The sequence below is a fragment of the Microcoleus sp. BM001215392 genome, from assembly GCF_036700185.1.
Classification (GTDB): domain Bacteria; phylum Cyanobacteriota; class Cyanobacteriia; order Cyanobacteriales; family Microcoleaceae; genus Microcoleus.
Genome location: NZ_JAUBOJ010000073.1, coordinates 1 through 15,750 on the forward strand (window position 1 = coordinate 1; position 15,750 = coordinate 15,750).

The following is a 15,750-nucleotide window of genomic DNA, read 5'->3' on the forward strand; positions in this document are numbered from 1 at the left end:
TAACGGTGACAGGTTCGCCCAAGGGTGTCAGGGAAACCATACTCACTTTGTACCGGCTGGGATTCGCCGAAGTTGGCGATTGGAGTCCCCTACAGCCGGCGGCGAATCCGAAGCAAGTGATGAGCGTGCTGATTCGTCGGAAGCTGGCTGATGGTAAATCGTCGAGAAAATCTGAACGGTAAGCCGCAAGGTTAAATCCTTGTTAGGGTTTACGCATGGGGCCAGAAACCGGGTTTTTCCCTTGAATACTTCGTGTGATTCGGAGATGCGGCCAAAAACCCGGTTTCTTTGAAGGCTGACGCGTGGGTGGCCAGAAACCGGGTTTTTTCGATAATTCTTGGTTGTGATGCGTAGATGTGGCCAAAAACCCGGTTTCTTTGTCGGAGTGGGTAAATCCTGTTAATCTTATCCCAAACGTTCTAATAACTCTTTAGGTGATAGAATGGGTAAGGTCGCGCCGGCGAAATCTCCTGCATCGCGGGTGACGATCGCCTCCAAGTTATCTGACAGCGCACAAGCTAGCTGCACGGCATCTTCAAAATCAGTTAAATTAGATGCAAATGCTATTTCTAAAACGTCGCGATCGACAGCGGATACATTCATTAATGCTAGTGTTTCAGCAATAGCTTGCCTAGCGCGATCGAGGCTGCGAGTTTGCCTTCTGACAATATAGAAGATATTTGTTAAAGTTGTTGCCGTTACATATCCCTCAATTTGCTCATTTTCGATCGCCTCAAATAAAGCATCAGCATCCTCTACAAACGGCTCTCGTTCTAGCAAACTATCGAGGATAATGTTGGTGTCTATTAATACCTTCATTTTAGGTATTTCTCCACCAAATGTTCTTCTAACATGAGTGCAACTTCCGCATCTGTCGGAGGTGGCATATCTGTTTTTGCTAGCCCTCTGAGTCGCTTGGCCGCACCTTTGCGATCGCGGGGCAATCTAATTTTAATTTCGGCATCTGTTGCGGGTGCTGAATCAGTTTTTGGTAGCCCCGTCACGGCTTCCAAAAAGTCATCTGGCAGAGGTTGGCGGGGTCTGAGTTCCCGTCTGATGGACTCAACAATCGAGTTGACTAGAGCTAATCTGTCGGTGACTGATAGTTTGTCCGCTTCTCGGCTTAAGGGTAGCCAAGGAATTTGCGGTATTTGGGATTCGTTCATATTTATATTTTGATATTTTCTGGGTCTATTTTAGCAAATTTAGGGCTTACGCATGGGGCCAGAAACCGGGTTTTTTCGAGAATACTTGATTGTGATGCGTAGATTTGGCCAAAAACCCGGTTTCTTTGAAGGCTGATGCACGGGTGGCCAGAAACCGGGTTTTTTCGAGAATTCTTGGTTGTGATGCGTAGATGCGGCTAAAAACCCGGTTTCTTTGAGGATGCGCGAAAGGCCCAGAAACCGGGTTTTTTCGAGAATTTATTGATGATAATTGAATTAGATTTGCCAGTCGGTTTCAACCGACTTTCGCTATGAGACGGGGAATTGATTCCCCGGCGGTGTTGTGGGTAATGCAAAGACTTTTGAATGCGAAAGATTGTGCGATATTCCGACAGTCCGACAGGGGTTAAAAACCCCTGTCTCATAGCGAAAGTCCTCTGAAAGAGGACTGATGAGTTCTTTGGTTTTTTAGGCAAAGGATACAACATTGTTGTGTCCTGAATTTTGGATACTCCTTTGCATCGAGATCAACGCGGTTTCTGGAGAACGCGCGGGTGGCCAGAAACCGGGTTTTTTCGATAATTCTTGGTTGTGATTCGTAGATTCGGGCAAAAACCCGGTTTCTTTGTCGGAGTGCATAAATCCTGAGTCCGGCAGGGGTTGAAACCCCCGCCTCATAGCGAAAGTCCTCGGTCGAGGACTCATGAATTATTCAGTCCTCTTTAGAGGACTTTCGCTATTAGCCAGGGAATTCATTCCCTGGCGGACTGTCGGTTTAAGGCAGGAATGAATGCCGCATCTTTACTAATTGCGATCGAGCTAACTGCTTACAGTATCCTCACCCAAATTATCGAGATATTCTTGCAGCGAATCGCGGCTATTGCGAAGGCGATCGTTGTTAGGAGCAATGGCTAAATATCGATTAAACATTTGTAGCGCCTCTTGCCAATTTTTGAGTGCTTCCTGTCGATCGGATAATTTTGCTTGCAAATCACCCAGACATCGCAGCGCCTTCCCTTTGTTGGTGAGAGCAACCATATCATTCGGTGCAATAAGTAACACAGAATTCAAGACTGCGATCGCCTGAAAGTAAGACTGTTTTGCAGCCTCAAATTCACTTAGCCGTGCTTGCAATTCACCCAGACTTTGCAGCACATTTCCTTTGTTGTTGAGAACACCGATATCATCCGGTGCAATAAGTAAAACAGAGTTCAAGGCAGCGATCGCATCAAAGTAAGACTGTTTTGCCCCCTCAAATTCACTTAGCTGTGCTTGCAATTCACCCAGACTTAACAGCGCCTTCCCTTTGTTGTTGAGAGCACAGATATCATCCGGTGCAATAAGTGAAGAAGAATTCAAGGCAGAGATCGCCTCAAAGTAAGAATGTTTTGCCGCCTCAAATTCACTTAGCTGTGCTTGTAATTCACCCAGACCTCGCAGCGCATTCCCTTTGTTGTTGAGAACACAGATAGCATCCGGTGCAATAAGTAAAGCAGAATTCAAGGCAGCGATCGCCTCAAAATAAGAATGTTTTGCCGCCTCAAATTCACTTAGCCCTGCTTGCAAATCACCCAGACGTCGCAGCGCATTCCCTTTGTTGTTGAGAGCATTGATATAATCCGGTGCAATAAGTAAAGCAGAATTATAGGCTACGATTGCCTCTGAGTAAGAAAGTTTTGCAGCCTCAAATTCACTTAGCTGTGCCAGTAAATTACCCAGACATTTCAGCGCAATCCCTTTGTTCTTGAAAACGTCGATATCATCTGGTACAATAAGTAAAGCAGAATTCAAGGCAGCGATCGCCTCAAAGTAAGACTGTTTTGCCGCCTCAAATTCACTTAGCTTTGCTTGCAAATCACCCAGACTTTGCAGCGCATTCCCTTTGTTGTTGAGAGCATTGATATCATCCGGTGCAATAAGTAAAGCAGAATTATAGGCTGCAACTGCCTCTAAATATTCCTGTCTTGCCTCTACATATCGAGCCAACCAAGCATAGTAATTTCCCTCCGATCGCGAAATCCTACCCAGCCAATAATCACTTTTAATCCACAACTCATCTCTAACTCCCAGCAGCGACTCGCATTCCCCGTAAAGACTCCGCCGCAACGCTTCCCGAAACACCTCTTCCCATTCCTGCACACCCCGCAACCAATCCAAGCGATTAGCATGAAAAATCGCCTCCGCCGCATCCCCCACTTCCCGATAATGCCCCTCTAAAACCTCATGAGCCCTGCGAGTTTTCGGATTATCTCTATCCGCATCCAAGCGCCGCAATAAATCATGAATTCGATACCAATTATCCCCCCGCTTCTCCGATTTCCACACAAACGAAAAACCAGTCAAAACCTCAAAATTTGCACTACTTGCCTGGAAGTGACAACCTGCTCCCAATTTCACGTACAAATCCTCATCAAAAGCGCGGCAAGCACTCAGCGAATGCACGGCCGATCGCACTTCGCGATCCACATACAAAAGCAACCGATCCGTTAACTCCGCAGTCTTATTTTCCAACTTCGGAATCCGCGCAAAATCCGACGACAGCAACTCAACTCCCCGCCTTCTTTCTGCTAGCACCACATCCGCGCACAAACCCAAATAAAACGGATGTATCTGCAAATTATCCCAACTATCATCGGGATTAACGCTGGCATATTTAATTACAGCATCTGCTAAATCAGCCTTATCAATCTCCACTTTGTGCAAGTAATCCCTCGCATCATCCGGCGACAAATGCCACACCAATTGTGCATCTATATAATCTGCGGGAATCGGAAACTTCGACGCATTCGGCCACCGCAATTGCGTCACCGGACAATCTCGCCCCGCCACAACAACGACAATTCCCAATTTGTAATCCAATGCCCTCAGCAACCGCCGAAACCACTCATCTTGATACCAAAAAGTTGCGCCTTGAGAATTGCGTTTTTCATCCCACATTTTCTCGTGAGTATCGAACAGCATCACGAGGCGTTCTGGTTTATTTTTGCCCGCCATTGCCGCATTCAAATCCTTTGCAAACAATTGCGGCAAACAGTCGATTAATTCAGTATCAATATCTTTCCGCCGAATTTCATCCGCCTTTTCGTCGCTGACACCCAGGCGCTGTTGAATTAATTTCATCGCTCCCTTAATCCCGCTCAATTTAACTATGCCTTTAATCACGGCTACAGCTTGCGCCACCACCGGAAATCCTGTAAAAGTTTCAATAGCAGGTGTCACCAATTGAATTACATCATCGGGGAAAAGTTGGCTGAGAGTTGCGTCAGACTCGCCTTTGTTCAGCAAATACCAAAAGCAAGCAAAATCATAATTTGGAAATTTAAATTTATATTTCTTTGCTGCTTCTGCGACATTTCGCCGCAGCATCAGCAAGCCGTAAAATCTATCTTGCGGTTTATCTTCTTTAATCGGTATCAATCCGAAATCGTGTCTGACTGCGGGGATGGGAGTGTAGGTTTTAGGTTCTGCGTAGCGGACGAAATGGGCAACTTCGGCGGCTTTTGCTTCTGGGAGTGCGCGCAATTGTTGCCAAACCTGCGGGGAAAATCTTTTGCAGCAGTGATACTCCAAGTGTTTGAGGAGCAATGACTTGCCGTTGCCTCCATCGCCGAAAAAATACAAAATTTGTTCGCGGGGCGGGTCTTCGTTTAAATAAACGGCAAATCGGCGGGTAAATTCGTGCCTGTCGGTGAAGAGTTGCAGTTTGCGATCGTCGCTAATATTTTCGCTTTCAAAATCGTCGTTGTCGATCGGCATATTTGTTCGGGTGTGGTGTGATTTATGGCTGTTTGGTGGGATGTTGGGTTTGGGCTTTGGTGTTATTTTAGCGCGTTGAACCCGCACTCCGACAGGGATTTCAACCCAGCCTCAAACTAAAGTCATTGCTGTGAAGAGCGATCGGTTATAATTCAGGGTGTACAATACGCACCTTACCCCTAACCAACTAAAAAACTTTGTATATCCAGAACTTTGGATAGTTTTTGATTGCCAACGGTAGAATCTAGTAGGTAGGCGCGATTACACTCTTACTATGTAAGAGTGTGTAAACAGGACACGCGAGTTTTGCGATCGCGCATTATGGATATTTTACAATACTTTACATAGTTGCGTTTGACAGCGCCGACCTACTTAAAGGTTTCAGATCGATTGGGCAGTCTAGCTACTTTTAGGAAAATCAAGCGCTTCAGACTATAATCTAAAAAGTGTCTGCCATCTTGTAAATCAGCAAGTTAACAGTTTTTATATGTTTATTATTCTCCCAATTATTTGCTGGTGTTTAATTTTTGTGATTTTTTATAACTTCCATCGGTGCTGGCGGCTTGCCATCTTGGAGGCGTCAATATTATGGGGAGTTTTAGTAAGTGGAATTACTGAGTGTTTGAGTTGGCTAAGGTTCCTTAACTTTAGTGGAATATTTGCTTTTTGGTTGTGGCTGGATTTGATATTAGGATTTATTGTACTTAGAAAAGTAAGACTCAAAAAATATACGGGAATTTTTCAGAAGATCAAAGTAGATCCTTTCTTGACTGTGCTTTTAAGTGGTGTGGCTTTTATAACTTTGACAGTAGGTTTAATTGCTTTAGTAGCACCTTCTAATAACGTAGACTCTTTGGATTACCATCTGCCGCGCGTAGTTCACTGGATACAAAACGGCAGTGTCGAACACTATCCCACAAGCTACACGCCGCAGTTATACAGTCCTCCTTGGCCGGGATTTACTGTGATGCACTTGCAAATTTTAAGCGGAGGCGATCGCTTCGCAAATCTTGTGCAGTGGTTCAGCATGGTTGGCAGTCTAATTGGAGTATCGCTGATTGCTAAACAACTGGGAGGCGATTTGCGGAGTCAAGTTTTCTCTGTTGTCCTCTGTGCAACTATTCCTGTGGGTATTCTCCACGCATCTAATGCCAAAGATACCTATGTAGTTGCTTTCTGGTTAGTTTGTTTTGTTTACTATGTTGTCTCAACTATCAACGATAAAATAAGTTGGAATCATATATTTAAAATGAGTGCGAGTTTGGGACTTGCTATTTTTAGTAAAGGCACTGGATATATATATGGACTGCCATTTTTGCTCTGGTTTGTGCTGATGGATATTAAGCGCGATCGCAGGCAAGTCTTTAAGCATCTTTTTGCGATCGCTGCGGTAATTGTGCTGCTCAACTCCGGTCATTATCTCCGAAATATAGAATTATTTGGCGCGCCGACTTCTACATATCCATACAAATGGAGTCCTGATGCGTATGGCATTCCTATTTTTATTTCAAGTATAGTGAAAAATGCCAGCTTGCACATGGCTATTCCATTGGATTTTATTAATACCGATGCGCTGGAGAAAGCAATATATAAAGTTCACGAAATACTCGGCGTGGACATTAACGATCCGCGCACTACATTTGGTACAGATTTTAGTTTGGAAGCCCTCGTTCAAACTTTTGAAGACACAGCGGGTAACCCTATTCACTTCTGGCTATTATTGCTTTCTGTCGTCCTAGGTCTAAGCAGTCGTAATTTGAGGAGGAATAAATATCTTGTCAGCTATCTAGCTACTGTCTTGTGCTCATTTTTGTTATTCTGCTTGCTGATCAAATGGCAAATTTGGCACAGTCGCCTCCACTTACCTTTTTTTGTGCTGATTTCCCCTTTCATTGGTATAGTTCTGTCAAAACAATTTCCTAAAAATATAGCAAATGTTATTATGATAGTTCTCCTACAGACATCATTAGTTTATGTGTTGTATAACGAGTTTCGACCGATACTTGGGGAAAAAGATATATTTAACACGAGCAGAAGAGAGCAATACTTGAGACCTGTTATTAACAACAAAAGTAATTATTTAAATGCAGCTAAATTTGTGGCTAAAACGGAATGTAAAAATATTGGACTATCTTTATCAAGTATGGAGTACCCTTGGTGGGTACTTTTGAAAAATGACAAGCAGGTGCTTCGTATTGAAAATGTTAATGTTAAGAATCTATCCAATGTCAAATCCCGCGCGTATCCCTATAGAAATTTTGTACCTTGCGCTATTATTTCTGTTGGTTCTACGCAGAGCGAGAACATGGTTCTTAAAGAAGGTATTTACGTGAGAGCGTGGCCGTCAGCAAGTTCTATTCAGAAAATTCAGGTGTTTGTTAAGCAATAATCAGCTAATACCATTAAAAAAAAATCTGCGACAAATGGGTGCGGGCTAGAAGCCCACCCCACAATAGTTTTAAGAAAAATAAGTTAACTTGACACCATACTATCTGCCCTCAATATCTCCTAAATCCCTTACATCTGTTAATCCCGTACATTGTTAGTTGCCGAATTGCCTTCGGGTGAGGTTATCCTAGACAAGACGCAAGCGCAATCACAGTTATGGCATCTCCAAACAATCAAAATTCGGCGGATTCATCTCTGAAACAGTCTCTAGAGGCTGGGTTAGCTGCTTTGAAACAAAAGGATTACCAAAGCGCGATCGCCCTTTTGGAATCCGTCAGCAAAACCGCAGCAAATCAACCGCCCGGAATCCGCGCCCAAATGGGATTAATCGCGGCATACAAAGCAACTGATAATCTCAAAAGCGCGATCGCCCTGTGCACTTCCCTTACCAAAATCCCCAACACCCAAATCAAAACCTGGGCCGATCGCACTTTAACCGAATTAACCCCCCCAAAACCACAGAAAACTCCCCCAGAAACAGGCTTTGTCGCCTTTGATTCAGCAACAGAATCGCGGAAGAAAACGCTTAAGGGCGATAGACCAACCGCAGACAAAGAAACCGGATTTTCACCCTTAGAACCGACTAGCGCGCCGGGAAACACCAAATCGACACATATTTCACCGCCACCTCCACCCCCCAAACCGCCGATTCACCCGACACTAGAGGGCGCGCACGCACCATCCACCGCCCCTACAGAAATCGCCACCGATACAGACAATAGCGGCGAAAACAGTTGCGCTTCCCCAACAGACATCCCCGAATTCGCCACCCCAGATACCTACCAACTGAGTTGGCGCCAAGCGGGGCGCGTCAAAAGTCCGCGCCCTCTCAAACCGCTAAAATTGCTGAATTTTCGGATCGAAGCCGTTGGAAGTGCGATCGCCCTATTTTTCCTAGCCCGCTTTGTCCTACAATTCCTGCTAACAAACACTAATTCTCTGTTAATTCAGCTTTCCATATTTACTAGACTGCCAATTTTCGGGCCAATTCAGCTTTTTTACCGAGATCCAACTCCTTTCCTCCAGTTTGTTTTCGGATTGCTTTTGGCCTCTTCTCCCTGGCTGACAGACGCGCTGCTGAAACTATTTTGCGGGATCGGAACCCTGCGCGCATCGGTTTTATCCAAGCACAGCAAGGAAGCGATGCGCGTACTCCGCAGTTTTTGTACCAAGCAAAATATGCCAACGCCTGTACTGAAACTCTTGCCGCTCAATGTTCCTGTAGCTTTCAGTTACGGCTGTTTGCCCCGTTTTGCTCGCATTGCTGTTAGTCAAGGGCTGTTAGATCAATTGGCGGATGATGAAATTGCCGCTATTTACGCACGGGAATTAGCCCATATTTCTCACTGGGATTTTGCGCCGATGTCGCAAGCGCTGTTGGTGATGCAGATTCCTTACTTAATATATTGGCAGACTGCTTGCTGGGGCCAGCGGTTGTGCGATTTAATGACGATCGACTTTTTGCGTCGTACTGTGAGAGTTATAATCGCTGCAATTTCTGCTACCAGTTACGGAATTTATAAGTTGTTGCGGTGGCCGATGTTGTGGTTGTCGCGTCGCAGAGTCTATTTTAGCGATCGCACTTCCGCAGAAATTACCGGCAATCCCAACGGTTTGACGCGCGCACTGACTAAAATTGCGATCGGGATGGCTGCAAATATCGAACAGCAAAAACAAACTAGCTTTTTCCTCGAAAGCTTCGATTTGTTGTTACCCGTCGGCGTCGCACAAGCTGTAACCCTTGGTTGTGCTGCATTACAGGCGCCGTTACCGCAGATTTTGCTCTGGGATGTCAGCAACTCGGAACGCAATTGGTTGACACTTAACAACACCCATCCTTTGCTGGGAGAGCGTTTGAAGCTGTTGGAACTCTACGCTCAATTTTGGAAAATCGAGACTGAATTAGATTTAGCGAGTCTGTCGCCGCCACAACCCAACAAAGCAAAATTGTCTCTGTTTAAGTCAATCCTCGAATTTAAAGACTCAAAACTATTTTTACAGGGTGCACCGTTTTTTGGGATTCCGATGAGTTTGGCAATAGTAGCTGTACTTTGGCTGATTAGCTGGATTTTTTCCAAGACGAGTATTTGGCAATTGGATTGGCTTTTGGGCGATCGATCGCTCGTTTGGGGCTGTTTGCCGATCGGGTTTTGTCTCGGTACTTTGATGCGAATTAACTATTTTTTCCCCGATATTACGCCGCGAGCCACCATCGAGCCGACTTTACCAGAGATTTTGTCAAATCCTGAAATGCTCCCCCTAGATGCTCAACCTGTGCGGGTTGGGGGGCAACTCTTGGGTAGGCCTGGTATTGAAAATTGGCTGGGACAGGATTTGATTTTGCAAACGGCGACGGGTTTGGTGAAGTTGCACTATGTTTCGAGGATTGGCCCGATCGGCTGTTTGTACCCATTGTTGCTCAAACAGACGACTCGCCCCACCGATTTGATCGGCAAACCTGTGGTAGCGACTGGTTGGCTGCGTCGAGGTGCTACTGTGGCGATCGACCTAGAAACTCTCCGCAGTCAAGAAGGGCGAGTTAGTGACAGCGGACATCCGATTTGGTCTGCGATTTTGGCCTTTGGTGCGGCTATTTGGGGCGCGTACATTATTATCCAGGGCGGAAGATGAGAGAAAGAGAGGGGGAGATTAGTCTATTGCAGGGTGCGTCAGGGCCGAAGGTGGCCACCACAGACTCAGAATTTTCCCCCTGAGGCACCCTACGCTCTGACTGACAACTGACAACTGACAACTGACCACTGACAACTGACAACTGACCACTGACCACTGACCACTGACAACTGACAACTGACAACTGACCGCTGACCACTGACCACTGACCGCTGACCGCTGACCGCTGACTACCTTTAGTAAAGAAAGGTTGCTTTTTTACCGACATCCTGTTACATTTATTTACATAAATTGGATTGAACCAAATAGCGCAATAACTTCAGTTGGCTAAAATCTCTAAGGCATTGCGTAAAAATTGTCAACCTCCCAACACAGCAAGTTCCGTCAGCCGCTTGTCGGCTGTTTTTTTTTCTACAGCCAATGAAAGCTGTAGGGAATCAATTCAAAAAAGTGATTGAGATGCGGTTTTCGTTCAAGAGGGCGTGAAATCTTCCTAAATAACTAGCTCTGCTACCCGGGCTGTGATACCTTTAAAGAAAGGTCGGACGCTGCCGGGCCCGATTTCACGGATACTGGGTAAGTCAATAGTCCTCAGCATTAGGAGCGAGGTAAAATTACTGGCCCAAAAAATGTTAGCGATTTTATCCATCACTGTATTAAACTGAATACTGGCATTCCGATCGCTTGCAATTGACATCCTTGGACATAAATTTCTACACGGCCCTGGCTATAAACATTCTGAATCAAAACCGGAAGCAAGTAATACAGAATAGCCAATAGCCTCAACATTTGAGTGATGACTAAAAGTTTACACAACAACCTGAGATTTAAAAGCTCTCTGCATCGGCGGTTAAGTTACGGCCTTATCAGAGTAAATCATCTTTTTCTAAAAGATGGGGGGAGCTGTCAAGGTTGGTGGGAGGAATGCGCAAATTCTACAGTTATCTGGTCTTTTCCTGCGGTCAATATTCAGTTGACTTCAGGTAACGCTGTTCGATCGAACTAATTAGAATCCAAGTCTGGAGGAATTTTTCATGTCTATTCGTTTGTATGTTGGCAATTTACCCAAAGAACTCGATCGCTTAGAATTGCAAGAAGTTTTTGCGCCCGAGGGCGAATCTGTTACTACCAAGGTAATTACAGACCGCAAAACAGGTAAATGCAGGGGATTTGGTTTTGTGACGGTGCTCACCGACGAACAAGCCGACCAAGTTATTGAGAAATATAACGGCTTGATGTTCAAAGAAAACCCCCTGAAAATAGAAAAGGCACTTCCCCGCTCTAAGGGTAAATCGGAGAAGGGCGAAGACGATCAGCAACAGTCATCGTCGCCTGCTTCACCGCAGTTGGTGTCCGCGTCGGCGTCGCCGTCGCTTCCTGTTCCCGCACCGCAGCAACAGCAACGCTCGGCCCCGCCTACCCAAGGTGGCGGTGGCGGTTCTAGCAAAAGCAATCGCCGTCGGGGTGACAACAACAAGTCTCGCCGCAATCAGTCAACAACAACGGTGTCGAGCGCTGATTCCGGTTCGGTTCAGCCAGATCCGCGCTGGGCGAGCGCTCTGGAAGAACTCAAGCAAAGATTGGTGGAAGCTCAGACTACTAATTAATCGCAAATGGTGGCTAATTGCTGCTATCTCTCGACTCTGGTTGAGTGAGTGTATTTGGAAGTGCGATCGAGCATCGGTGAAACAACCTGTTCTCGATCGCACAATTTTATGCTAAAAACCTGTCATATCGTGTCCGATGATTGACCGCGCGCGCGCCCGAAAGTCCGCAGGCGCGAATCATTTTTGTTATGGTAGTCGATCGGACACGATATAGCAGCGGACAGTTGACAGTGGACAGTTGACAGTTGCATAACGAGAATCAAACCATTGATGCCGTAGGGGTATCGGCTCTATTCATGAAGTTATTTATGTCCTCACCGATGTGGCGGTTGCTATATCAGACCTAGCACCCCGGTAAAATAACCGCTTCTGTTTCGAGGGTTGGGACTTGAGTCCTCAGTTACGGCGCGGACTTTAGTCCCAACCCTCGAACGAGTCCTAATTATTTAATCGAAAAAAGTAGAAGTCGTGCTTATTCGAGTGGAGAGAATTCCACAGTCTCAATAAACTCGAAAATTTTATTCATCATCTCCTCAACTTCAGCCTCAAGAGAACCCAATTCCTGCTTGTCCTGATAAATTCGCTGACAGCTTATCGTGTAGCAAAAATCTTCAGCGATAAAAGCTATAAATCCCCGGTAAGCATCGATCCGATTCAGAGAACCGTCGTTTTTTTCGACGCTGACAGTTGCACCCCCAGGCAAATCTACAAGCACAAAATAAGCTTCTTCATCTTCTAAATATTCCGTGTAGAGTACCTGAGACTTGGCAAATTTAGCCATAACTTCTCCCTCAATAAAATTATTGAGAAACGAAGTGAGATAGGGTGATTCTCCGGCTGACTCAATTAATTCTTCCACTTCACCAGCAATCGGGAAATAATCAATTCTCAGCAAAATGCCAAAGTCGTCAGAAAACGTGACAGAGCCTTCTTCCTCATCAATTCTACCGCCTTTTGCCTCATCAACTGGAATCACAACGCTAAAATTGCCTTCAGGAGATACGTACAACGGCTCCTCAACATCTAAATCAGGCTCTACATCCTCTACTTGCGAGTATGCCGCAACTACATCCTCGATAATTTCCTCAGCTTCTTCATCTTCTACACCCAATACTTGCTGGAATTCCTGAAGAAAAGCCAGGTGTTTCTGGGACACTTCGCCATCAGCGACAAACATGGCTGCGGTTATGGCAAAAGTATCCAACACTAACTCATCTGGCATTGATTGCCAAGCAGTATTAAATAATGCTCCTAAACCGTCTTCGCGGATAATAGCTGCGAGTTTTTGAAACATTGCGGACATATCATCTTCCGAGTATTCAGCAAATATTTCTGAGTCCCAAAGTATGCTTTCTAAGATATCAGCATCCGCGTCAGGAGAATTAGCCTCGGCGGCAACAAGCGATACCGCGGCTACGGATTCCTCTAAAGTCAAGCTAGCTTTGGATTTGCCGTCTGAATTGAATATTTTATCAAAATTGCCCACAGGTTTTGCCCCAAAGAGTGTTTAGTTTTGCTATTAATAGCAAATTTATGACATCAAAAGATAGTCGTCTGGGATACATTTACTTTTTGCCAAATCCGGCGAGTCAATATCGGGTGGCGACAAAGTGGTGCGCCTGACGATTCAGATTTCTTTACAGATGGGCTGTACAGGATTTCAATTAAAATTAGATGTGCGCCAGCTTATTACCAAGGACTGCCAATTATAGTAAATCCCGCCCAGAAATTGGGGTGAGATAAATCTGAATTTGGTACTTGTGCATCCTTCGGAAGGTCGAGAGTCCTTTGAGTTCCCACCAACTTGCCGTCTTTAATCACAATTTGCTTGCGAATCATGGCTATTTGAGCTTGTCGGAGGGCTTCAGCTTTCATGGTCGCCGATCGCAAATTAGCATAAAACTCGGTCATCAGTCCCAAACTCGCGTAATCATTAACTTTCCACAAACTCGCCACAGCCGACTTGACACCGCTGCGCACGGCGAGTCCAGCAAAACCCATTTCTGCACTATTGTCCCCGATCGCAGTTTCGCACGCACTCAGCACCAATAACTCGACTTGTCGGCGATCGTACCACTTTGCCAACCGAAATTCATCCAAAGCCAAAGAGCGGTTCCACAAATCAATCTCAGCTTCATTGCGTCCGTTTTGAGTTTGCGGAAAACTGGCGTGAGTAGCTAAGTGAACAATATCAAAAGCCTGTTGCTGCCGCTGTTTGGTGAGATTTTCCAGAGTAAAGTCTTGATTGAGAAAAGAAATTCCCGGCCACAAAGGCAATTCGGCAGGATTTTGGGTGTTGCTTTTGGTACCGGCGATCGCAGATAATTCGATCGGCACTGCGAGTAAAGGATCTTTGTCAGTGTGGGGAAATTCCGAAGCACCCATTGCTAGAACTCGGGCATTCTTCAAGCTTTGATAATTAGTATTAGTCAAACTGACGCTAGGAATTGAGCCGAGGCTGTACTTTTCTACTAAAAATTGCTGGCCGTCGTGCAAAGCTGCAATCGGCAATTGTCGCAAACCGCTATCAAAGGAAAACACTAGCGTATCGATATTTAACTCTTCTAATTTTGCACTAATCGGCGCAATTAACCACTGGTAAAGTTCCTGGGAAATTGGCAAAATTTGTCGTGTTTCGGAAGCTTTTTTTTGAGCTAACAAACGGTGAAAAGTTTTCACTTTTGCTAGCAAATCTGTGCTGGTGACAGGGACATTTTTGAGAATGGGAGGGCCGTCGGGAACTACTAAGACTAAGGATAATTCTTTGAGACGGACGATGGCATAAACAATTACAGCTTGCTTCCCGGTTTCCTCCTTAATTTTTTTGAGAGTTTGTCTGAGATATTCAACCGTTACTTTTTGGTCGGTAAAATTTTCCCCATAATAATTTTCATAGTCTTGTTCAAATAGTTGATCGATGAGGGGGACAGCATCATTAACGTTGTTTTGATCTAAAGTTTGTGCGACGCTAAACCTGCTGATTTCTAAGGGAATCAGACTCGGAATATCTGCGGGTGCGGGAGTTGGAATTGGTGCGGGAGTTGGTGCGGGTGCGGGTGCCGGAGCTGGAATTGGTGCGGGAATTGGTGCGGGTGCGGGGGCTGGAATTGGTGCGGGTGCGGGGGCTGGAATTGGTGCGGGTGCGGGCGCGATTTGGCGGAGGTTTGCCAACCAATCAGGCTGGATTTGAGCAACGGGCTGCTCAATCACAGGCGCAACAGCAGTAGCGGGAATGGGAGTTGAGACTATCCAACCGTCGGGTTTTTCTGTAACAGAAGAACCAAGTTCCGGGGGATTTTCGGGTGGGTTTTCTGAAGGTGTTACTAAAGTCAGATTCGACTGTTTCACGACTGGTGGTGTCAGGGAAAAGTTGTTTTTTGGATCGGTAAATGCCCAGTTAAAAGTGCTGCTTCCCGTGGCAGGATTTGGGCTGATAGTGGTTGTTGCTCCTAATAAATCGCCAATTAAATAAGCTAAATCTTGTTGCGGATTTAGCCCTAGGGTGGGTGCGGGAACGGGTGCAGGAATTGGTGCAGGAATTGGTGCAGGAATTTGTGCAGCTACGGGTGCGGGAATTTGTGCTACAGGCGGGCTGTAAGAGGGTTGAAGAGGGGCGGGCGATGGATTTGGCGCGATCGGGGTTGTGGGGGCGATCGGGCTGGGATTAGCAAGATTTGGAGCGGCGGTGAGTTGGGAAATTGGCGGAATTGTCGGCGCGGCGGTTATGCGGGCTGTGGCGCCGGGAGTTGTTGGAGTTGAGGGCTGTGTGGGGGCTGTGCGGGGCGGTATTGTGGATAAATAGCCGGTTTGCGGTAGTCGGACGTTGAGGGGAAAACCGGGTATGGGCGCGGGTTCGGAGATTGGCGAGGCCGTGGTTTCGAGTATTGGAGATGGAGTCGCTATGGGTGCGGGAGTCGGGATGGGTGCTGGTGTTGGGGATGGAGTCGCTATGGGCGCGGGAGTTGCGATGGGTGCGGGTGTTGCGGATGGAGTTACTCTGGGTGCGGGAGTCGCTATGGGTGCGGGTGTTGGGGATGGAGTCGCTATGGGTGCGGGTGTTGGAGTTGCAGTTGCGGGGGATGGAGTTGCGATGGGCGCGGGTGTTGGAGTTGCAGTTGCGGGGGATGGAGTGGCGATGGGCG

General features: G+C 46.2%; 9 protein-coding genes. 4 read left to right on the plus strand and 5 right to left on the minus strand.

The window, feature by feature from the left end:
* A partial coding sequence (locus QT974_RS11045) for a hypothetical protein (RefSeq protein WP_333468532.1) occupies nt 1-182 on the plus strand: 182 nt, incomplete at its 5' end.
* A gap of 223 nt (nt 183-405) precedes the next feature.
* Here the strand turns inward: QT974_RS11045 and QT974_RS11050 are convergent.
* The 3 genes from QT974_RS11050 to QT974_RS11060 form a co-directional block, all read right to left on the minus strand.
* Nucleotides 406-819, minus strand: coding sequence for a PIN domain-containing protein (locus tag QT974_RS11050; RefSeq protein WP_333468533.1), 414 nt, complete (start codon nt 817-819; stop codon nt 406-408).
* Nucleotides 816-1,166, minus strand: coding sequence for a hypothetical protein (locus tag QT974_RS11055; RefSeq protein WP_333468534.1), 351 nt, complete (start codon nt 1,164-1,166; stop codon nt 816-818). The genes QT974_RS11050 and QT974_RS11055 overlap by 4 nt, the downstream gene beginning before the upstream one ends.
* A gap of 819 nt (nt 1,167-1,985) precedes the next feature.
* Complete coding sequence (locus QT974_RS11060) at nt 1,986-4,922, minus strand: tetratricopeptide repeat protein (RefSeq protein WP_333468535.1); 2,937 nt, start codon at nt 4,920-4,922, stop codon at nt 1,986-1,988.
* Nucleotides 4,923-5,409: 487 nt separating this feature from the next.
* Here QT974_RS11060 and QT974_RS11065 point away from each other — a divergent pair, with 487 nt between their 5' ends.
* From QT974_RS11065 to QT974_RS11075, 3 genes are all read left to right on the plus strand, one after another.
* Nucleotides 5,410-7,311, plus strand: coding sequence for an ArnT family glycosyltransferase (locus QT974_RS11065; RefSeq protein WP_333468536.1), 1,902 nt, complete (start codon nt 5,410-5,412; stop codon nt 7,309-7,311).
* A 215-nt stretch (nt 7,312-7,526) separates the two neighbouring features.
* On the plus strand, nt 7,527-10,001 hold the full coding sequence (locus QT974_RS11070) for a M48 family metallopeptidase (protein WP_333468537.1): 2,475 nt from the start codon (nt 7,527-7,529) through the stop codon (nt 9,999-10,001).
* 1,034 nt (nt 10,002-11,035) lie between these two features.
* Nucleotides 11,036-11,608 (plus strand): RNA recognition motif domain-containing protein, encoded by a 573-nt coding sequence (locus QT974_RS11075; protein WP_333468538.1) that lies wholly within the window; start codon nt 11,036-11,038, stop codon nt 11,606-11,608.
* A 472-nt stretch (nt 11,609-12,080) separates the two neighbouring features.
* Here the strand turns inward: QT974_RS11075 and QT974_RS11080 are convergent, their stop codons facing one another.
* Together QT974_RS11080 and QT974_RS11085 are read right to left on the minus strand one after the other, a co-directional pair.
* On the minus strand, nt 12,081-13,094 hold the full coding sequence (locus tag QT974_RS11080; protein ID WP_333468539.1) for a tellurite resistance TerB family protein: 1,014 nt from the start codon (nt 13,092-13,094) through the stop codon (nt 12,081-12,083).
* 203 nt (nt 13,095-13,297) lie between these two features.
* The coding region (locus QT974_RS11085; protein WP_333468540.1) for a CHAT domain-containing protein at nt 13,298-15,750 on the minus strand (2,453 nt) is incomplete at its 5' end.